The 17,537-nt window shown below is 59.6% G+C and carries 21 protein-coding genes; 10 read left to right on the forward strand and 11 right to left on the reverse strand.

Features of this window, described 5'->3' with window-relative positions:
- Positions 1-21 precede the first annotated feature (21 nt).
- From J3R80_RS09585 to J3R80_RS09625, 9 genes are read left to right on the forward strand one after another with little or no spacing between them, the layout of a single operon-like run.
- A complete protein-coding gene (locus tag J3R80_RS09585) occupies positions 22-435 on the forward strand; it encodes a phage major tail protein, TP901-1 family (RefSeq protein WP_275393545.1) in 414 nt (137 codons plus the stop codon).
- Between the two features lie 2 nt (positions 436-437).
- Positions 438-770: a gene transfer agent family protein gene (locus tag J3R80_RS09590; protein WP_275393546.1), complete on the forward strand. Its 333-nt coding sequence runs from the start codon at positions 438-440 to the stop codon at positions 768-770.
- A complete protein-coding gene (locus tag J3R80_RS09595; protein WP_275393547.1) occupies positions 767-988 on the forward strand; it encodes a rcc01693 family protein in 222 nt (73 codons plus the stop codon). The genes J3R80_RS09590 and J3R80_RS09595 overlap by 4 nt, the downstream gene beginning before the upstream one ends.
- Positions 985-1,638: a phage tail tape measure protein gene (locus J3R80_RS09600; protein WP_275393548.1), complete on the forward strand. Its 654-nt coding sequence runs from the start codon at positions 985-987 to the stop codon at positions 1,636-1,638. The genes J3R80_RS09595 and J3R80_RS09600 overlap by 4 nt, the downstream gene beginning before the upstream one ends.
- Positions 1,639-1,672: 34 nt before the next feature.
- Positions 1,673-2,305 (forward strand): DUF2460 domain-containing protein, encoded by a 633-nt coding sequence (locus tag J3R80_RS09605; RefSeq protein WP_275393549.1) that lies wholly within the window; start codon positions 1,673-1,675, stop codon positions 2,303-2,305.
- A complete protein-coding gene (locus J3R80_RS09610) occupies positions 2,305-3,267 on the forward strand; it encodes a DUF2163 domain-containing protein (protein ID WP_275393550.1) in 963 nt (320 codons plus the stop codon). The genes J3R80_RS09605 and J3R80_RS09610 overlap by 1 nt, the downstream gene beginning before the upstream one ends.
- A 1-nt stretch (position 3,268) precedes the next feature.
- Positions 3,269-3,715 (forward strand): NlpC/P60 family protein, encoded by a 447-nt coding sequence (locus J3R80_RS09615; protein ID WP_275393551.1) that lies wholly within the window; start codon positions 3,269-3,271, stop codon positions 3,713-3,715.
- Entirely contained in the window at positions 3,715-7,638 is a 3,924-nt protein-coding gene (locus J3R80_RS09620) for a glycoside hydrolase/phage tail family protein (protein WP_275393552.1), read from the forward strand. The genes J3R80_RS09615 and J3R80_RS09620 overlap by 1 nt, the downstream gene beginning before the upstream one ends.
- 30 nt (positions 7,639-7,668) lie before the next feature.
- Positions 7,669-7,953: a hypothetical protein gene (locus tag J3R80_RS09625; protein WP_275393553.1), complete on the forward strand. Its 285-nt coding sequence runs from the start codon at positions 7,669-7,671 to the stop codon at positions 7,951-7,953.
- Here J3R80_RS09625 and J3R80_RS09630 read toward each other — a convergent pair.
- Positions 7,934-8,272, reverse strand: a complete 339-nt coding sequence (locus J3R80_RS09630) for a TraR/DksA C4-type zinc finger protein (protein WP_275393554.1) — start codon at positions 8,270-8,272, stop codon at positions 7,934-7,936. The genes J3R80_RS09625 and J3R80_RS09630 overlap by 20 nt on opposite strands.
- 85 nt (positions 8,273-8,357) lie before the next feature.
- Between J3R80_RS09630 and cysE the strand changes: the two genes are divergently transcribed.
- A complete protein-coding gene (gene cysE, locus J3R80_RS09635; protein ID WP_275393555.1) occupies positions 8,358-9,161 on the forward strand; it encodes a serine O-acetyltransferase in 804 nt (267 codons plus the stop codon).
- Between the two features lie 247 nt (positions 9,162-9,408).
- Here the strand turns inward: cysE and J3R80_RS09640 are convergent, their stop codons facing one another.
- The 10 genes from J3R80_RS09640 to J3R80_RS09685 form a co-directional block, all read right to left on the reverse strand.
- Complete coding sequence (locus tag J3R80_RS09640; RefSeq protein ID WP_275393556.1) at positions 9,409-9,744, reverse strand: carboxymuconolactone decarboxylase family protein; 336 nt, start codon at positions 9,742-9,744, stop codon at positions 9,409-9,411.
- Positions 9,745-9,846: 102 nt separating this feature from the next.
- Positions 9,847-11,142, reverse strand: coding sequence for a pyruvate dehydrogenase complex dihydrolipoamide acetyltransferase (locus J3R80_RS09645; protein ID WP_275393557.1), 1,296 nt, complete (start codon positions 11,140-11,142; stop codon positions 9,847-9,849).
- Positions 11,143-11,154: 12 nt separating this feature from the next.
- Positions 11,155-12,528, reverse strand: coding sequence for a pyruvate dehydrogenase complex E1 component subunit beta (locus J3R80_RS09650; RefSeq protein ID WP_275393558.1), 1,374 nt, complete (start codon positions 12,526-12,528; stop codon positions 11,155-11,157).
- 3 nt (positions 12,529-12,531) lie between these two features.
- Positions 12,532-12,921 (reverse strand): VOC family protein, encoded by a 390-nt coding sequence (locus tag J3R80_RS09655; RefSeq protein ID WP_275393559.1) that lies wholly within the window; start codon positions 12,919-12,921, stop codon positions 12,532-12,534.
- Positions 12,921-13,949, reverse strand: coding sequence for a pyruvate dehydrogenase (acetyl-transferring) E1 component subunit alpha (gene pdhA / locus J3R80_RS09660; RefSeq protein WP_275393560.1), 1,029 nt, complete (start codon positions 13,947-13,949; stop codon positions 12,921-12,923). Before pdhA ends, J3R80_RS09655 begins: the two co-directional genes overlap by 1 nt.
- A 202-nt stretch (positions 13,950-14,151) precedes the next feature.
- Positions 14,152-14,454: a septum formation initiator family protein gene (locus J3R80_RS09665; RefSeq protein WP_275393561.1), complete on the reverse strand. Its 303-nt coding sequence runs from the start codon at positions 14,452-14,454 to the stop codon at positions 14,152-14,154.
- A 182-nt stretch (positions 14,455-14,636) separates the two neighbouring features.
- Positions 14,637-15,512 carry a fructose bisphosphate aldolase gene (locus J3R80_RS09670; protein ID WP_275393562.1) on the reverse strand — a complete coding sequence of 292 codons (876 nt, stop codon included), beginning with the start codon at positions 15,510-15,512 and terminating at the stop codon, positions 14,637-14,639.
- A gap of 241 nt (positions 15,513-15,753) precedes the next feature.
- The gene (locus tag J3R80_RS09675; protein ID WP_275393563.1) at positions 15,754-15,924 is read right to left on the reverse strand and encodes a hemin uptake protein HemP; all 171 of its coding nucleotides are present in this window, start codon (positions 15,922-15,924) and stop codon (positions 15,754-15,756) included.
- Positions 15,921-16,046 carry a hypothetical protein gene (locus J3R80_RS09680; protein WP_275393564.1) on the reverse strand — a complete coding sequence of 42 codons (126 nt, stop codon included), beginning with the start codon at positions 16,044-16,046 and terminating at the stop codon, positions 15,921-15,923. Before J3R80_RS09680 ends, J3R80_RS09675 begins: the two co-directional genes overlap by 4 nt.
- 182 nt (positions 16,047-16,228) lie before the next feature.
- The gene (locus J3R80_RS09685) at positions 16,229-17,419 is read right to left on the reverse strand and encodes a phosphoglycerate kinase (protein WP_275393565.1); all 1,191 of its coding nucleotides are present in this window, start codon (positions 17,417-17,419) and stop codon (positions 16,229-16,231) included.
- Positions 17,420-17,537: the final 118 nt, after the last annotated feature.

Below are 17,537 nucleotides of genomic sequence, written 5' to 3' on the forward strand. Positions count from 1 at the left end.
CCCTAACTACGGAGTGATCCCATGGCTGCCCAAAACGGCAAGGACCTTTTGATCAAGCTCGACATGACCGGAAGTGGCGTGTTCGAGACCATTGCGGGCCTTCGGGCCACGCGCCTGAGCTTCAATGCGGAAAGCGTTGATGTGACCAGTCTGGAAAGCACAGGTGGCTGGCGCGAGTTGCTGGGTGGGGCAGGTGTGAAATCCGCCTCGATCTCGGGCTCGGGTGTGTTCAAGGATGCGACCACGGATGAACGGGCGCGGCAGGTCTTTTTTGACAATGAAGTGCCGGATTTCCAGGTGATCGTGCCTGACTTCGGCGTCGTTGAAGGGCCGTTCATGATCACCTCGGTTGAATATGCAGGATCGCATAACGGCGAGGCGACATATGAGCTGTCGATGGCTTCGGCGGGCGAACTTAGCTTCACGGCGCTGTGACCATGGCAAACCCCTGGACAGGCGAGGTCACGTTGGAGATCGACGGCACCCCCCATGTCATGAAGCTGACACTTGGGGTGCTGGCCGAATTGGAAACCCAGTTGGGTGAGGACACGATCATCGGGTTGGTCGAACGGTTCGAAAGCGGTGCGTTTTCAAGCCGGGATGTTCTGGCCCTGATCGTCGCTGGCTTGCGGGGCGGTGGCTGGCAAGGGCGGGCGCAGGACTTGCTTGCGGCCGAGATTGCCGGTGGCCCGGTCCGCGCTGCGCAAGCGGCTGGGCAGTTGCTAAGCCGTGCCTTCGCCACGCCCGCCCCGGAAGAGGCGCAAACATGAGTTCTGGTCTTGCCTTCGATTGGCCCGGTCTGATGCGGCTGGGTCTGGGTCGGCTTGGATTGCACCCAGATCAATTCTGGGCGCTGACACCTGTCGAGCTGATCGTGATGGCCGGGCTGGATAACCAACCTGCTCCGTGCCTTCGGGCGCGGTTGGAAGAACTGGCTCTGGCGTTTCCTGATGCGCGGGTCAGCCCAATGGAAGGACATGACGAATGAATGGATTGGATAGCTTTGACGAACAGATCGACGCGCTGGAAACGGCCCTGGGGGGCGCACAGGCGATGACCGCCGGGTTTGTGTTCGAACTCAGGGGTATGCATTCGACGGTCTCGGACCTGAGCGCGGATGTGAACACGTTGTCGTCTGGCATTTCGTCGGGATTGCGCAAGGCGTTTGATGGTCTGGTCTTTGATGGCATGAAGCTGTCGGACGCTTTGAAAGTCGTGGCGCAATCCATGTCGCAGGCGGCCTATAATGCTGCAATCAAGCCCGTTACCGGACATTTCGGCGACATTCTGGGGCAGGCGGTGGGGGCTGTGACCAACGCCTTCCTTCCGTTTGAAAAGGGCGGCGCTTTTGCGCAAGGGCGCGTGGTGCCGTTTGCCAAGGGCGGGGTTGTGTCAAGCGCCACGGCTTTCCCGATGCGCGGGGCAACGGGTTTGATGGGCGAGGCTGGACCAGAGGCGATTATGCCGCTGGCCCGTGGCGCGGATGGCCGATTGGGCGTGCAAGCTGGGGGCGGGGGCCGCCCTGTCAATATCACAATGAATATCTCGACCCCCGACGTTGAGGGGTTCAGGCGGTCGCAAAGCCAGATCGCTGCGCAGATGTCGCGCGCGCTGTCACGTGGTCAGCGCCACCGCTAGTTCGCAGTCATTTCGAAGCTAGGAGGGTTTCCCCATGTCTTTTCACGAGGTCCGGTTTCCGGCAAATCTGAGCTTTGGGTCCGTTGGCGGCCCGGAACGGCGCACCGAGGTTGTGACGCTGGCCAACGGGTTCGAAGAACGTAACACCCCTTGGCAGCATTCCCGCCGTCGCTATGACGCGGGCATCGGCATGCGTTCGCTTGATGATGTGGAAACGCTGATTGCGTTTTTCGAGGCGCGGCGCGGGCAGCTTGTCGGGTTTCGCTGGAAGGATTGGTCCGACTATAAAAGCAGCCTGCCGTCGAAGCCCCCCGAATACACGGATCAGATTATCGCCTGGGGTGATGGTGGAACGACCGAGTTTCCGTTGATCAAGATCTATCGCTCGGGCGAAGAAACCTATGCCCGCCCCATTCAGAAGCCGGTTGAGGGCACGGTCAAACTGGGCCTGAAGGGCGATCCGCTAAGCGAAGGCACACATTTCACGGTGGATTACACCACGGGGAAAGTGACATTCATGACCGCGCCGGAGACCGGGGCAGAAGTCACGGCAGGCTATGAGTTTGACGTGCCCGTTCGGTTTGACACGGATCGTATTCACACATCGGTCGCTTCGTTCCAAGCGGGTGATGCGCCAAATGTTCCAGTGGTGGAGGTGCGGGTCTGATGGCGCTGTCTGCAGAGCTGGAGGCCCATCTGGGGCAAGGTGTCACCACAATTGCGCGGTGTTGGAAAGTCATACGGCGGGACGGTGTTGTGCACGGCTTTACCGATCACGATCTGGATTTGACGATTGACGGCGTTACCTTTCGTGCGGACACGGGGATGACGGCCCATGCACTGAGCCAAACCACCGGTCTGTCCGTTGACAACACCGAGGCATTGGGCGTTCTGAACGATGCCTCGATCACAGAAGAAGATATTCGTGCCGGTCGGTATGACGGGGCCGAGGTGGAAGCCTGGCTGGTCAACTGGAAAGACACAAACCAACGGTATCTGCGCTTTCGTGGATCAGTGGGTGAGCTTGCGCGTGAAGCGGGTGGGTTTCGAGCAGAATTGAACGGATTGTCCGAGAAACTGAACCAGCCCCAGGGTCGCGTCTATCAGATGCCCTGTTCCGCTGTGTTGGGCGACGGCGCGTGTCGGTTCAACCTGAACCAGTCCGGGTACCGGCTGGAGATTGCCGTGGGTGAAAACACCGACGAAACCCTGTTTCAGTTCACTGGCATGGCGCTTTATCCAAACCGCTGGTTTGAACGCGGCAGGTTCACTGTGCTGACCGGCGATGCCAAGGATCTGACCGGTCTGATCAAGAACGACCGCAAGGGCGTGGATGGCGAACGGACAATCGAGTTGTGGGAATCCATACGCGCGCAAATGAAGCCGGGCGACATGGTTCGTCTGGAAGCAGGCTGTGACAAGTTGCCAACAACGTGTCGGGTCAAGTTCAACAACTTCCGCAACTTTCGTGGTTTTCCAGATATCCCTGGCGAAGATTGGTTGATGTCCTATCCGGTTGGGCATGGAAAGAACGATGGGGGCGACGCGCGCGAAACAAACGAACTGCCGGACTGGTCGGTTCTGGGCGAGGACGCCACAAATCCATTCCTTCCCGACGCGGGTGATTGATATGACCGGCTTTCGACAAGAGTTCGTGTCCGAGGCTCGGCGCTGGCTGGGTACGCCTTATGTGCATCAAGCCTCGTGCAGGGGGGCTGGGTGCGACTGCCTGGGGCTGATCCGTGGTGTCTGGCGTGCGGTTCTGGGGGGCGAGCCTGCTTTGGTGCCCGCCTATACCGCCGACTGGTCAGAAGCTGCGCGGGCCGAAGTTCTGTGGGACGCCGCCCGCGAACATCTTGTGGAGCGCCCGATCACGGCAGCCCGCCCGGGTGACGTTCTTCTGTTTCGGATGCAAGGCGGCGCAGTTGCCAAGCACCTGGGCATTCTGACACGCGCTGACCCTTCGCCGACCTTCATCCACGCCTATTCGGGCCATGGCGTGATTGAGAACTCATTATCTGACCCGTGGGCCCGTCGCATCGTGGCGTGTTTTGCATTTCCTGAAAGGATCAACTGATGGCAACGATCTTACTATCCGCAGTCGGTGCAGCCGCCGGGGCCTCGATCGGTGGCGGCGTTTTGGGTCTTTCGTCGGTGGTGATCGGCAAAGCAATCGGGGCCACCGTCGGGCAGGTCATCGACAATCGTATTCTGGGCGAAGGGTCCGAGCCGGTCGAAACCGGCAAGGTGGATCGGATGCGTCTGACCGGGGCTTCCGAAGGTGCTGCGATCCCCATGGTCTTTGGCCGCGCCCGACTGGGTGGGCAGGTGATCTGGGCCACGCGTTTCAAGGAATCGGTTACGACGACCGGGGGCGGGGGTGGCAAGGGGACGCCATCACCACCCGAACCCGAGGTGACGACCTATAGCTATTCGATCAGCCTTGCGATTGCCCTGTGCGAGGGTGAGATCACGCGTGTCGGCCGGATTTGGGCGGATGGAAACGAAGTGTCGCGCAACGATTTGAAGATGCGCATCTATCGTGGCACGGAAACCCAGTTGCCGGATCCAAAAATCGAGGCCGTTCAGGGTACGGGTAAGGCGCCGGCCTATCGCGGTGTCGCCTATGTTGTGATCGAGGATCTGCCCTTGGGCCAGTTTGGCAATCGGGTGCCGCAGTTCAGTTTCGAAGTTTTCCGACCAGAGCAACGTGACCAACCCAAGGAAGTGGCACGCGGCACCCGTGCCGTGGCGCTGATCCCCGGCACCGGCGAATACTCTCTGGCCTCGACGCCGGTCTTTTACAAAAGCGCGCCCGGTGCGGTTGAAGGGTCTAACATGAACACGCCATCCGGCTGGACAGACTTCAAGACCTCTTATCGCATGTTGCAGCAGGAAATGCCGAACTGCCGCAACACGGCGCTTGTTGTCTCGTGGTTCGGTGATGATCTTCGCTGCGGCAGTTGCCGTATCCGCCCCCGTGTTGAACAACACGAGGTCGATGGCGACAGTATGCCCTGGAGTGTATCTGGCCTGACCCGAGGGCAGGCAGGTCTTGTGCCGAAAGACGACAAGGGGCGTCCCATCTATGGCGGCACGCCGTCCGACAAAGCGGTGATGGAGGCGATTGCGCTGGCGTCTGATGGCCGACGCAAGGCGACATTCTATCCGTTCATCCTGATGGAACAGATGAAGGGGAATATGCTGCCCGATCCGTGGAGCGGCAATCTGGGGCAAGCCGTGCTGCCCTGGCGTGGTCGGATCACCACCTCTTATGCGCCGGGGCATGCTGCGTCGCCGGACGGCACCGCGGGCGCGGTGGCACAGGTGAACGCGTTCTTCGGCAACGCCCAGCCGGGGGACTTCACGGTTACAGAAAGCGGTATCAGTTATTCTGGCCCTGCCGGATTTTCTTATCGCCGGTTCATCCTGCATTATGCCCATCTATGTGCGGCCGCGGGGGGTGTTGATGCTTTCCTGATCGGGTCCGAGCTGCGGGCGTTGACGCAAATTCGCGGCCCCGGCAACAGCTTTCCGGTGGTCGATCAACTGATAACGCTGGCGCAGGATGTGCGCTCGATCCTTGGGGCTGGCACCAAGATCTCGTATGCTGCCGATTGGTCCGAGTATTTCGGTTATCACCCGCAGGATGGGTCGGGCGATGTGTTTTACCACCTTGACCCGCTTTGGAGCCACCCTCAGATCGACTTCATCGGTATCGACAACTATATGCCGCTGTCCGATTGGCGCGACGGATTTGACCATGCCGACGCGCATCATGGGTCGATCTATGACCTCGCCTATCTTCAGTCCAACATCCAAGGCGGCGAGGGGTATGATTGGTATTACAAGACGCCCGACGCCCGATCCTTGCAAATACGGACACCGATCACCGATGGCGCATATGGTGAACCTTGGGTCTATCGCTACAAGGATTTGCGCAACTGGTGGGAGCGGTCGCATCACAACCGCGTCGCCGGAGTGCGCGATAGCGACCCGACCGCCTGGTTGCCGGGATCAAAACCGTTCTGGTTCACCGAGTTTGGCTGTGCGGCAATTGACAAGGGCACAAACCAGCCCAACAAATTCCTGGATCCCAAAAGCTCGGAAAGTTCAAAGCCGCGCTACTCGAACGGACGGCGGGACGACCTGATACAGGCGCAGTACCTGCGGGCGATCTATGATTACTGGGCGAAACCCGAGAATAACCCGACCCACAATGCGACAGGCGTTCAAATGCTGGACATGTCACGCGCGCATGTCTGGGCATGGGATGCGCGCCCCTTTCCACAATTCCCCAACCGCAAAGGGTTGTGGAGTGACGGGGCGAACTATGATCGCGGCCATTGGTTGAACGGGCGGGTGTCGGCGCGGTCGCTGGCGTCTGTCGTGGCCGAGATATGCGAAAGATCAGGCGTGACGCAGTATGATGTCTCGAAGCTCTATGGTCTTGTGCGCGGCTACGTCCTTGATCAGATCGGCGGGGCGCGGGCCGCGTTGCAACCCCTGATGCTGGCCTATGGGTTCGAGGTGACAGAACGCGAAGGGGTGTTGATTTTCAAAACACGCACAGGGCGATCCGATCACATCCTTGATCCGGATAAGATGGCACTGTCGCCGGATCGTGATACATCGCTAGAGCGTGTGCGAGACCCGGAAGCCGAGATCGCAGGTCGGGTCCGTCTGACCTATGTCGAAGGGGCAGGCGACTATGACGTTCGGTCGGTCGAGGCAACCTTCCCGGATGAAACAAGCCGTTCGGTCGCTGTTTCCGAAATCCCGCTGATCCTGACACGCGTCGAGGCACGGGCAATCGTCGAACGCTGGCTGTCCGAGGCCCGCGTGGCACGCGACAAGGCAACATTTTCGCTGCCGCCCTCTGAGTTGTCGAAGGGTGCGGGGGATGTGATTGAGCTGACGACCGATGCAGGTACCGAGCAATATCGGATCGATCACATAGATCACACCGGGGTGCAAACCCTGCGGGCTGTGCGGGTCGAACCGGGATTGTTCCAACCTTCGGACAGCGTTGAGCCTGCGCCTGCGGTAAAGCCTTATATTCCCCCAGCCCCCGTGTTCCCTCTGTTCATGGATTTGCCGCTTCTGACCGGGGATGAGGTGCTGCATCAACCGCGTATCGCGGTGGCGGCCCGCCCTTGGCCGGGGCGCGTGGCGCTTTACAGTTCAGTCACCGATAACGGCTATGCTGTGAACCGAATGATCACCGACCCGTCTATTGTCGGCGTGACGCAATCGGTGCTGGAACAGGCGCAATCTGGCGTGATCGACCGTGGCCCGGCCTTGCGCGTCGCGCTGACCGATGGAGCGTTGTCAGCTTGTTCGGTGGACGACATGCTGAACGGCGCCAATGTCGCGGTTATCGGCGATGGCAGCCCGGACAATTGGGAAGTGTTCCAATTTGCCGGGGCAGAGCTGGTAGGCGAACGCACCTATGACCTGAGTTTGCGCCTGCGCGGGCAGGCGGGCACCGATGCGACTGTTCCGCAGACATGGCCGGTGGGCAGTTACGTCGTGTTGTTGGGCGGGCATCAGGCACAGGTCCGATTGGCATCCTCGGCACGTGGATTAAACCGTCACTATCGGATTGGGCCTGCGCGTAAGCCGCTGTCCGACCCGTCATTCCTTCATCAGGTTCATGCGTTCAAAGGAATTGGTTTGCGGCCATATGCGCCCGTCCACCTTGTAGCGCGTGACGCCGCCGGCGCCCATATGATCCGCTGGATCAGGCGCAGCCGGATTGATGGCGACACATGGGGCGAGGGCGATGTTCCCTTGGGGGAATCGTCCGAACGCTATCGTCTGCGGATCATCGACGGCGGGTCCGTCAAGCGCGAGGTTGAGGTGACGACACCGGAATGGAGCTATGACGCCATGATGCGCAGCGCGGACCTTGTCAGCGGACCATACGTTGTCGAAGTGGCGCAAATCTCGGATCGGTTTGGCCCCGGACCCTATGCGCGACTGGATGTGGCGCTGTAACCCATGCGTCCCGTTTTGCCCGGAGATGTGATGGCCGCCGGATGCGCGCTCCTTGTGCTTCCGGCCCATAAACGGCCAGGTGCCATGCTGGAAATGTTGCACCGCGCCGAAGCGGCAGACAGATACCGGCTGGCGCTGGGCCGGGCGCACCCTGACTGGGGCAATGGAAGTCTTGCTTCGGTCGCGATGTCTTTGCCACGCGCGGCTGAGCCGTTTCTGAACGACCCAGACTATGTTGACTGTATGTTGACCGTGTTTGCAGCCCTGAAGGCACGCAACGATCGGCGCGCGGCCGTTATGCGCTTGCGCAGCTGACGCATTTGGTGACGCAGGGATCAAGATCCAGCCGTCCGGTGGGGATTTCCTCGCCGCAATCTTCGCAGTAGCCGAACTCTTCCGCGTCCATTCGGTCGAACGCGGCGTGGATGCGCGCGCGCTGGGCGGCTCGGCGCGCGCCCGTTGCCTTGGCCATCGCCTGGTTTTGCAATGCATCCATCCGGCTCAGCCGCCCTACGGCTTGCTGGTCCAGTTCCACTGTCCTTTGTCCCGACGCCCCCCGTGCATCGCCGCGATCAAGCGCCTCCAGAGCCTGAGTCAATTTAGCGCGATAGGCGGCAATTTGGGTTTCATTCATGTCAGTTATCCGTGATACCACGGGTTAGAATTTTGAACTCTGACCCTATCTGGTGTAGGGAATGGCTTCAACACAAGGAAAGACCATGGCCGAGAAGCGCGCATTTGTTACCGAAATCGACCCTGTTTGGGACCGGATCACCCAAGAAGCCCGGCAGGCTGTCACGGACGAACCGTTGATGGGCGGGCTGATCCATGCGTGCGTGCTGCATCACCGTACTTTGGAAAAGGCGTTGTCTTACCGGTTCGCTGCAAAACTCAGCTCGAACGAGATGAGCATGGTGCTCTTGCGCGAGATCGCGGATGAGGCCTATGGGGAGTGCCCCGAATTGGCCGACGCGGCACGGGCCGACATCACCGCCGTTCTGGACCGTGATCCGGCCACCCACCGTATGCTGCAACCTGTGCTATATTTCAAAGGGTTCCAGGCCATGCAGGCCTATCGTCTTGGCCATTACCTGTGGTCGCAGGGGCGCAAGGAGCTGTCTTATTTCATCCAGATGCGTTGCTCTGAGGTTTACGGCATCGACATCCATCCCGGTGCGCGGATCGGGCGGGGCATTATGATTGACCATGCTCATTCTATCGTGATCGGCGAAACCGCCGTCGTGGGTGACAATGTGTCGATGCTGCATTCCGTGACGCTGGGCGGCACGGGAAAAGAAGACGAAGACCGCCATCCAAAGATCGCCGATGGCGTGCTGATCGGTGCAGGGGCCAAGGTGCTGGGCAATATCAAGGTTGGCACGTGCTCGCGGATCGCAGCAGGGTCTGTTGTGTTGGAAGATGTGCCTTGCAACAAGACGGTCGCCGGCGTTCCGGCGCGGATCGTTGGCGAGGCAGGGTGCGATTGTCCGTCGATCAACATGGATCAGCGCCTGATCCAGTAGCAATCGGCGGAAATCCGCAAATTTGCGATAAATCAATGTTTTGATCTATCGACTTCATCTATACGAAGCCGTGGACAATGATCGGAGCTCCGAGATGAAGAAGATTTGGTTTGCGACGGTGGTTGGGTTTTCGACCCTCTTTCTTGTCGCCGTTGCCGGGTAATCGACACGCGAATACTGGGTGTACACCCGAAAATGACGAAGGGCGACGCGTTTGCGCCGCCCTTTTGCTTTTCTCAACTGTCCGTTACTGTGACAGCTGGTCAAACGCCTCCAACGCCCGCGCGCCATACATATAGCCCGGACCACCGCCCATCATGATCGCGACAGACACGGTTTCAACCACTTCCTCACGTGAAGCGCCCGCCTTGATGGCCGCGCGAACGTGAAAACCGATACAGTCGTTACACTGCTTGGCAATGCCGATGGCGATGCACTGTAACTCTTTATCTTTGGTGGACAGTGCCCCGTTTCCCATCGCTGCACGATGCATCCCGGTAAACCCCTTGGCTGCCTCTGGATGGGCTGCACGAAAGCTGTCCGTGTTGGCCGATGTGTTGTTGAGTAAGGATTGGAAATCCATCTGCGTCTCCTCGTTTTTCCAAATCGTTGGATACGCAAATGGCTCAAGGCGGTTGCATCCGCCTTGAGCCATGTCAATAGATTGCAGGTTTCGAATGTGATGCTACGCCAGCATCGTCATCGGGTTTTCAAGGTTCTCGACAATCGCTTTCAGCAGGTTGGCCCCCACAGCCCCGTCAATGACGCGGTGATCAACGGACATCGTCACGCTCATCACCGTGGCGACGGTCAGTTCGCCATCATCGCCAACCACAGGCTTCTTGACGCCACTGCCGACGGCCAGAATGCCCGCGTGGGGCGGGTTCACGATGGCGTCGAAATTGTCGATGCCAAACATGCCCAGGTTCGAGATGGCAAAACTACCGCCCTGATATTCATGCGGGGCGAGCTTGCGGTCACGTGCGCGGGCGGCAAGGTCTTTCATCTGGGTCGACAAACTTGACAGCGACTTCTGCTCGGCGTCCTGCAGCACAGGCGTGAACAACCCACCTTCGATGGCGACGGCCACGGCGACATCCGATGCCTCCATTTGCAACACGCGGTCGCCCGCCCAGACGGCGTTGGCTTCTGGCACTTGCTGCAGTGCAATCGCGACGGCCTTGATGATGAAGTCATTCACCGACAGCTTCACACCCCGTGCTTCCAGTTGCTTGTTCAACTGGCTGCGGAAAGCCAACAAAGCATCCAGCTTGATGTCGCGACGCAGATAGAAATGCGGGATGGTCTGTTTGGCCTCGGACAAGCGGGCTGCGATGGTTTTGCGCATCCCGTCCAGCTTGACCTCTTCGAACTCGCGACCTTCATACATCGCCGCAACGGCGTCTGCCGACACAGATGGGGCCGGGGCTGCCGCAGCGGGAGCACTGGCAGCGGCGGGGGCCGCTTTCGGTGCAGCCGTTGCGCCCTCCACATCCGCCTTGATGATCCGACCCTTGGGGCCCGAGCCTTTGATCTGGGTTAAGTCCAGCCCTTTGTCGGCTGCGATGCGGCGCGCCAAGGGCGAGGCGAAAATACGTGTTCCGTCAGCGGTTTGTGGGGCAGGGGCGGCAGGTTTTTCAGCGGCGGGTGTCGATGCCTCTTTGGCCTCTGGGGCAGCATCCGCCTCGGCTGCGGCGGGGGTTGAAGGGGCGCTTTCAGCGACATCTCCAACGTCTTCACCCTCTTCGACAAGGATCGCGATGGCGGTGTTCACTTTCACGCCCTCGGTCCCCTCAGCCACAAGGATCTTGCCGATGATGCCTTCGTCAACGGCTTCAAACTCCATCGTCGCCTTGTCGGTTTCGATCTCGGCCAGAAGGTCGCCCGATGCGACCTCGTCGCCCTCCTTGACCAGCCATTTGGCCAGCGTGCCTTCCTCCATCGTGGGGGACAGGGCGGGCATCAGAATTTCGGTTGCCATATCGGTGTCTCCTTAGCGATAGGTTACGGCTTTGGCGGCGTCTATGACCTCTTTCGTGGTCACAAGCGCCAGTTTCTCAAGGTTGGCGGCATAGGGCATGGGCACGTCCTTGCCGGTCAGGTTGATCACCGGCGCATCGAGGTAATCGAAGGCGCGTTCCATGATGGTCGCCGATAGATGGTTGCCGATGGAGGCGACCGGCCAGCCTTCTTCCACGGTAATGCAGCGGTTGGTTTTCATGACCGAGTTGATCACCGTGTTATAATCCAACGGGCGCAGCGTGCGCAGGTCGATCACCTCGGCGGAAATACCGTCTTCGGCCAGCGCGTCGGCGGCTTCCAGCGCGTATTTCATGCCGATGCCGAAGCTGACGATGGTCACGTCATTGCCTTCGCGCCAGATGCGGGCCTTGCCGAAGGGCACGGTGTAGTTATCCAGCACGGGGACTTCGAAGCTCTGGCCATAAAGCAGTTCGTTTTCCAGGAACACGACGGGATTTTCGTCGCGAATGGCCGATTTCAAAAGCCCTTTGGCGTCCGCCGCCGAATAGGGCATCGCCACATGCAGGCCGGGAATTTGCGCATACCACGCGGCGTAATCCTGGCTGTGCTGCGCGGCCACGCGGGCCGCTGCCCCGTTGGCACCGCGGAACACGATGGGGCAGGACATTTGACCGCCCGACATGTACCGCGTTTTCGCCGCCGTGTTGATGATATGGTCAATCGCCTGCATGGCGAAGTTAAAGGTCATGAACTCGACAATCGGTTTCAGACCGCCCATGGCGGCACCGGTGGCAAGGCCTGTAAAACCATGCTCGGTGATCGGGGTGTCAATCACGCGCTTGGCGCCGAACTCGTCCAGCAGGCCCTGGCTGATCTTATAGGCGCCCTGATACTCGGCAACTTCCTCGCCCATCAGGAACACGGCATCGTCCGCGCGCATTTCTTCGGCCATCGCGTCACGCAAGGCTTCGCGCACGGTGGTCGAGCGCATTTCGGTGCCTTCGGGAATGTCGGCCTCGGCGGGGATCACCGGGGTGATCGGTTGTGCGGCGGCTTTTGCTTCGACCGGCGCGTCGGTGGTATCGGGAGCTGCCGCGTCAGCTTGCGCTGCGGCAGGGGCGGCGATGTCATCGGCGCTTTCGCCCTCTTCGATCAGGACGGCGATTGGCGTGTTCACTTTCACGCCCTCGGTGCCTTCTTCGACAAGGATCTTGCCGATGATGCCCTCGTCCACGGCCTCGAATTCCATCGTGGCCTTGTCGGTTTCAATCTCGGCGATGATGTCGCCCGATGCGACCTCGTCCCCTTCTTTCACAAGCCATTTTGCTAGCGTTCCCTCTTCCATCGTGGGGGACAGGGCGGGCATCAGTACTTCGGTTGCCATGGATTAATGCTCCGTATTCAAGGATTTGATAAGGCCGACGACATTTCCCTGTCCGTCCTCGACATAGGCACAGCGTCCGACGCCGGGATAATCCTGCGGCGGCAGCGCCTCGGCACCGCCATGCGCAAGTGCCCAGGCATAGCGGTCGTCACAATCGTCGACGTCAAAGGTCACGGTGCAGCCCCGGATCGGTGCGCCGTTCTCGGGGCTGTCGCCCATGCGGCGCATCAGCCCGCCGGTCACGGCTTTGCCCATGCCGATATCCTGCCCTTCGATCAGGTGATAGGCGATCTCTTCGCCGCCCTCCATCGGGTGAAACGTCCAGCCAAACAGCCCGCCATAGAACGCCTTGGCGGTGTCGACATCATGTGCGTGTATCTCGATATGGGGCATCAGGCATGGACCCCCAACCGCGTGTCATCTGCATAGATGTCGGTCCACAGCTCTTCCAGAGCGGGTTCCGGGCTGTTTTTCGAGAATTCGGCGGCATCGTTCACGATGCCCTTGATCTCTTTGTCGATGGCTTTCAATTCGTCCTCGGACGCGTGTTTACCCTGCAGGATCAATTCGCGCACATGTTCGATTGCATCGCGTTCCTCGCGGATTTTCTGCACCTCTTCGCGGGTGCGATACTTGGCCGGGTCCGACATCGAATGGCCGCGATAGCGATAGGTTTTCATCTCAAGGATATAAGGACCGTTGCCCGACCGGCAGTGTTCCGTGGCGCGCAGCCCGGCCTCTTTCACCGCCAGCACGTCCATCCCGTCCACCGCCTCACCGGGGATGCCGAAGGCCTCGCCACGGGTATAGATGTCGGGGGTGGAACTGGAGCGTTGCAACGATGTGCCCATCGCATATTGGTTGTTTTCAACCACATAGATCACCGGCAATTGCCACAGCGATGCCATGTTGAAACTTTCATAAACCTGACCCTGGTTGGCCGCACCGTCCCCGAAATAGGTGAAGGTCACGCCGCCGTTTTCCAGATATTTGTCGGCAAAGGCCAGCCCGGTGCCGATCGGCACCTGCGCGCCCACGATGCCGTGCCCGCCATAGAAATGCTTTTCGGTCGAAAACATGTGCATCGACCCGCCCTTGCCCTTGGAATATCCGCCTTCGCGGCCCGTCAGCTCGGCCATCACGCCCTTGGGGTCCATCCCGCAAGCCAGCATATGGCCGTGATCGCGATAGGATGTCAGACGCTTGTCACCCTCTTTCGCGGCCGCTTCCAGTCCGACAACGACGGCTTCCTGACCGATATACAGGTGACAGAACCCGCCGATCAGCCCCATGCCATACAGCTGTCCGGCCTTTTCCTCGAATCGACGGATCAGCAACATCTCGCGATAGTGATTCAGAAGCTCTTCTTTGGATGTGTTTGATTTTACGGGCTTTTTAGGCGCGCTTTTCCGGGCTGCCATGTGGCGTCCTCCTCCTGGCGTCAACAAGTGCTTAGGCGGTAGTTTAGTATTAAACTATCTTATATAGAAGTTGCGCTTTCAGGTCGATAAAAACTTGACGTTGGGACAGGATGGCAGCCTTGCGCCACGTGCATAACAGATCAGATCAGGTTGCAAGCTGGGGGTAAGGTTTTGGGTTCGTCGCTCGTCTGGCCGAATAGGATCAGCGCAACACAACCTCGTCAGCGCGCACCATGCCCAGAACCGAACGCGCCTGTTCGTCCAGCAAATCCAGATCCAGATAATCATCGGACAGGCGCTGGGTCTTGTTGGACAGGGCGGCAATCTCGGCCGAGAGCGCACCGCGCTCGTTCAAAAGCGACTGCGTCTCAGCCTCGATTTGCACGCGACGGAAAAGTCCAAAGTCGCCCTGCACACTGGCAAAGGTGAAGTATAGGCCGAGACCCACGATCACCACGAAGTAGATCGCCCCACCAAAACCAGCTTGTGTACGAGGTGCGCCCATAGGCTTCCTGTCTGTATGTACTGCCTCTTGCCCATCTCTTTTCGGACGGTGCAAGGGCACTATGACACAGGTGATTCGCCGTGTGAATCCCAAAAACGAATCGGTTGGAAACTTTTTCGCGGGCAAAAGAAGAACGGCCCGCAGACCTGCGAGCCGTTTCAAAATGCAATCAAAGCAGCGGTTTAACCGGCGATGGATGCCTGATAGATGCTGTCGATCGTATCCGCGATGGTTGCGTTGAATGCGTCGTCGGATTGCTGCGCCGACAGACCTTCGGTCAGGGCGCGCGAGAAGCTGGCGATCATACCGGCGTTCTGGCTGAGACGGTCGTTGGCTTCGGCCCGGCTGTACCCCCCCGACAAAGCGACGACCGACGCGATCCGCGGGTGGTCCACCAGTGATTTATACTGGTTCGGCGTCTCGGGCAGGGTCAGTTTCAGCATCACGGTCTGATCATCCGACAGGGCATCGAGCTGCGCTGTAAGCTCTGCCAGCAGCAGGTCTTCTGCGGCGGCCTTGTCCGGGATCGAGATGTTGATCTCGGGCTCGATGATCGGCACCAGCCCGTGCGCCATGATCTGCTTGGCAACCTCGAATTGCTGCGCCACGTTGGCCTTGATGCCGTCCGCGTTGGCGGCGTTGATGACCGACCGCATCTTGGTGCCGAACACGCCTGCCTTCACCGCACGGTCGCACAGGGCGTCCAGTTCCGGCATCGGCTTCATGAGTTGCACACCGTTTTCTTCGTCAGCCAGCCCCTTATCGACCTTCAGGAAGGGCACAACGCCACGGTCGTCCCACATGTAAGTCGCGGTGGGTTTCCCGGCGATCTCGCGGTCCATCGTCATTTCGAACAGGATCGCGCCGATCACCTTGTCGCCGGTAAAGGCCGGGGCTTGCGCGATACGCGACCGCATGGCGTGGATCAGGTCGAACATCTCGGCGTCGCCTGAATAGGCATCTTCCTCGATCCCATAGAGGCGCAGCGCCTTTGGGGTCGAGCCGCCGGATTGGTCTAAGGCTGCAATGAAGCCCTGTCCGGCCTTGATTTTTTCCATCTGTGCTTGGTTTGGCATGTCGGTCCTGTCTCAATCTGGTGAGTTTCCCCTGTTCTAGGGGAGTGGTCCGAACCATGCAATTGTGCTGGCGCTAACGAAAGCAAGAAGAACGCAGATTGCAGATAACAGATCAGTTTGGGGGCAAGGTTGGATGAAACGGTCGTGGGCCTTGCCCCCAAAGCTTTGGCGCGTGGGGAATCAGTCGGGCGGGATCGCTGCCAGACACGCGCCGCGGCATTGGTTATTTCGTCAAGATCAGCTTGCCAGCCCGCGTGATCGTCAGCGTATAAACCATATCGTTTAGCACGATCTGCGCCTTCTTCCCGTATCCGGTCAGGTCCATCGCGTCGTGTTTGGGCGGTGTTGTCTGACTTACTGTATCAAAAGCCGAGCTGGGCAGGGGGGCGGTCATCTGTGGTCTCCTTCAAGGCAGGCCTCGATCCAGGTGGCCAGCGAACGCAGGCCGGGCAAGATGGGCAGCGGGGATGGGATGTCGGTTTGGGCCAGTTGGGGGCCTTCGAATAGGGTGGTCATTGTCGCGCTCCTGTCGGGTGAGTATTCACGGCTCGCAGATCTCCGGCTGGTTGCGACGGCAACTGGCTGACATTAATAACTTACTAAAAGACTAAGGAAATAGTCAAGCCAAGAAATCATACAAAAGAAAACCCCGCAGCCGGCATCGGTGCGGGGTATCTAAATGATTTGTAATCAATGGGTTATTCTGAAAGGGCCGCAACGCCCGGAAGGGTTTTCCCTTCCATCCATTCCAGAAATGCGCCACCTGCGGTCGAGATGTAGGTGAAATCCTTGGCCGCACCCGCCTTGTTCAACGCGGCAACCGTATCTCCGCCCCCGGCGACCGATACCAGCTGCCCGGCTGCTGAAAGCTCGGCCGCCTTCTTTGCAGCAGCATTGGTCGCGGCATCGAACGGCTCGATTTCAAACGCGCCAAGCGGGCCGTTCCAGATCAGCGTTTGCGCCGCTTCGAACACCTCGCTTATGCGGGCCACCGTCTCAGGCCCTGCATCCAGGATCATTGCATCTGCAGGGCAGGCATCAGCCGCCACCGTTTCATTTTTCGCCCCCGCCGCAAACTCACGGGCCACCACAACATCCGAGGGCAGAATGATGCTGCAGCCTTCGTCTTCTGCCTTGGCGAGAATATCGCGCGCGGTGTCGGCCATATCGTGTTCGGCCAGCGATTTGCCCACATCGATTCCCTGCGCGGCAAGGAATGTGTTGGCCATGCCGCCGCCGATGATCAACTGGTTGACCTTGCCCACCAGATTGCCCAGCAGGTCGAGCTTGGTTGACACTTTGGCGCCACCCACCACCGCCACCAATGGGCGTTCGGGATCTCCCAACGCGGCCTCAAGCGCCGACAGCTCTGCCTGCATCAATCGACCGGCGCAGGACGGCAACAGATATGCCAATGCCTCGGTTGAAGCATGCGCCCGGTGTGCCGCCGAGAAGGCATCGTTGCAATAAATGTTCCCAAGCGCCGCCAGCGATGCCGCGAAAAGACCGTCATTCTTGGTTTCGCCTTCGTGGAACCGGGTGTTCTCAAGCAAGAGGGCTTCGCCGCTTTTCAACGCTGCAACCGCCTTCTTTGCAGGCCCGCCGATGCAGTCCTCGGCGAACTTCACGGGGCTGCCCAAGGCGGCTTCCAGCGCGGGTTGGACCACCGAAAGCGACATGTCCGGTACGCGCTGCCCCTTGGGGCGTCCGAAATGAGCCAAGAGAACCGGCTTGCCACCTGCGGCCAGAATATCGCGAACCGTGGGCAGGATGCGCTGAATACGGGTGTCGTCCGTGACCTTCCCGTTCTCGATCGGCACGTTGATGTCCACGCGCGTCAGCACGACCTTGCCGTCAAGTTCCATATCGTCGAGTGTTTTCCAGGCCATCTGTCTCTCCATCAGCTTGTGGCAGTTGCACATCAAAAGCACGGCGGGGTCAACGGGTATGGTGATGAAAATGCGCCTGTCGCCCCTTTCATCTTGCCCCGCAGGCGCATAGGTTGGC

The sequence above is a fragment of the Aliiroseovarius sp. Z3 genome, from assembly GCF_029105185.1.
Lineage (GTDB): Bacteria > Pseudomonadota > Alphaproteobacteria > Rhodobacterales > Rhodobacteraceae > Aliiroseovarius.

Coding starts and splice junctions, on each gene's coding strand:
- J3R80_RS09585 (WP_275393545.1), top strand. CDS start 22: ATGGCTGCCCAAAACGGCAAGGACCTTTTGATCAAGCTCGACATGACC.
- J3R80_RS09590 (WP_275393546.1), top strand. CDS start 438: ATGGCAAACCCCTGGACAGGCGAGGTCACGTTGGAGATCGACGGCACC.
- J3R80_RS09595 (WP_275393547.1), top strand. CDS start 767: ATGAGTTCTGGTCTTGCCTTCGATTGGCCCGGTCTGATGCGGCTGGGT.
- J3R80_RS09600 (WP_275393548.1), top strand. CDS start 985: ATGAATGGATTGGATAGCTTTGACGAACAGATCGACGCGCTGGAAACG.
- J3R80_RS09605 (WP_275393549.1), top strand. CDS start 1,673: ATGTCTTTTCACGAGGTCCGGTTTCCGGCAAATCTGAGCTTTGGGTCC.
- J3R80_RS09610 (WP_275393550.1), top strand. CDS start 2,305: ATGGCGCTGTCTGCAGAGCTGGAGGCCCATCTGGGGCAAGGTGTCACC.
- J3R80_RS09615 (WP_275393551.1), top strand. CDS start 3,269: ATGACCGGCTTTCGACAAGAGTTCGTGTCCGAGGCTCGGCGCTGGCTG.
- J3R80_RS09620 (WP_275393552.1), top strand. CDS start 3,715: ATGGCAACGATCTTACTATCCGCAGTCGGTGCAGCCGCCGGGGCCTCG.
- J3R80_RS09625 (WP_275393553.1), top strand. CDS start 7,669: ATGGCCGCCGGATGCGCGCTCCTTGTGCTTCCGGCCCATAAACGGCCA.
- J3R80_RS09630 (WP_275393554.1), bottom strand. CDS start 8,272: ATGAATGAAACCCAAATTGCCGCCTATCGCGCTAAATTGACTCAGGCT.
- cysE (WP_275393555.1), top strand. CDS start 8,358: ATGGCCGAGAAGCGCGCATTTGTTACCGAAATCGACCCTGTTTGGGAC.
- J3R80_RS09640 (WP_275393556.1), bottom strand. CDS start 9,744: ATGGATTTCCAATCCTTACTCAACAACACATCGGCCAACACGGACAGC.
- J3R80_RS09645 (WP_275393557.1), bottom strand. CDS start 11,142: ATGGCAACCGAAATTCTGATGCCCGCCCTGTCCCCCACGATGGAGGAA.
- J3R80_RS09650 (WP_275393558.1), bottom strand. CDS start 12,528: ATGGCAACCGAAGTACTGATGCCCGCCCTGTCCCCCACGATGGAAGAG.
- J3R80_RS09655 (WP_275393559.1), bottom strand. CDS start 12,921: ATGCCCCATATCGAGATACACGCACATGATGTCGACACCGCCAAGGCG.
- pdhA (WP_275393560.1), bottom strand. CDS start 13,949: ATGGCAGCCCGGAAAAGCGCGCCTAAAAAGCCCGTAAAATCAAACACA.
- J3R80_RS09665 (WP_275393561.1), bottom strand. CDS start 14,454: ATGGGCGCACCTCGTACACAAGCTGGTTTTGGTGGGGCGATCTACTTC.
- J3R80_RS09670 (WP_275393562.1), bottom strand. CDS start 15,512: ATGGAAAAAATCAAGGCCGGACAGGGCTTCATTGCAGCCTTAGACCAA.
- J3R80_RS09675 (WP_275393563.1), bottom strand. CDS start 15,924: ATGACCGCCCCCCTGCCCAGCTCGGCTTTTGATACAGTAAGTCAGACA.
- J3R80_RS09680 (WP_275393564.1), bottom strand. CDS start 16,046: ATGACCACCCTATTCGAAGGCCCCCAACTGGCCCAAACCGACATCCCA.
- J3R80_RS09685 (WP_275393565.1), bottom strand. CDS start 17,419: ATGGCCTGGAAAACACTCGACGATATGGAACTTGACGGCAAGGTCGTG.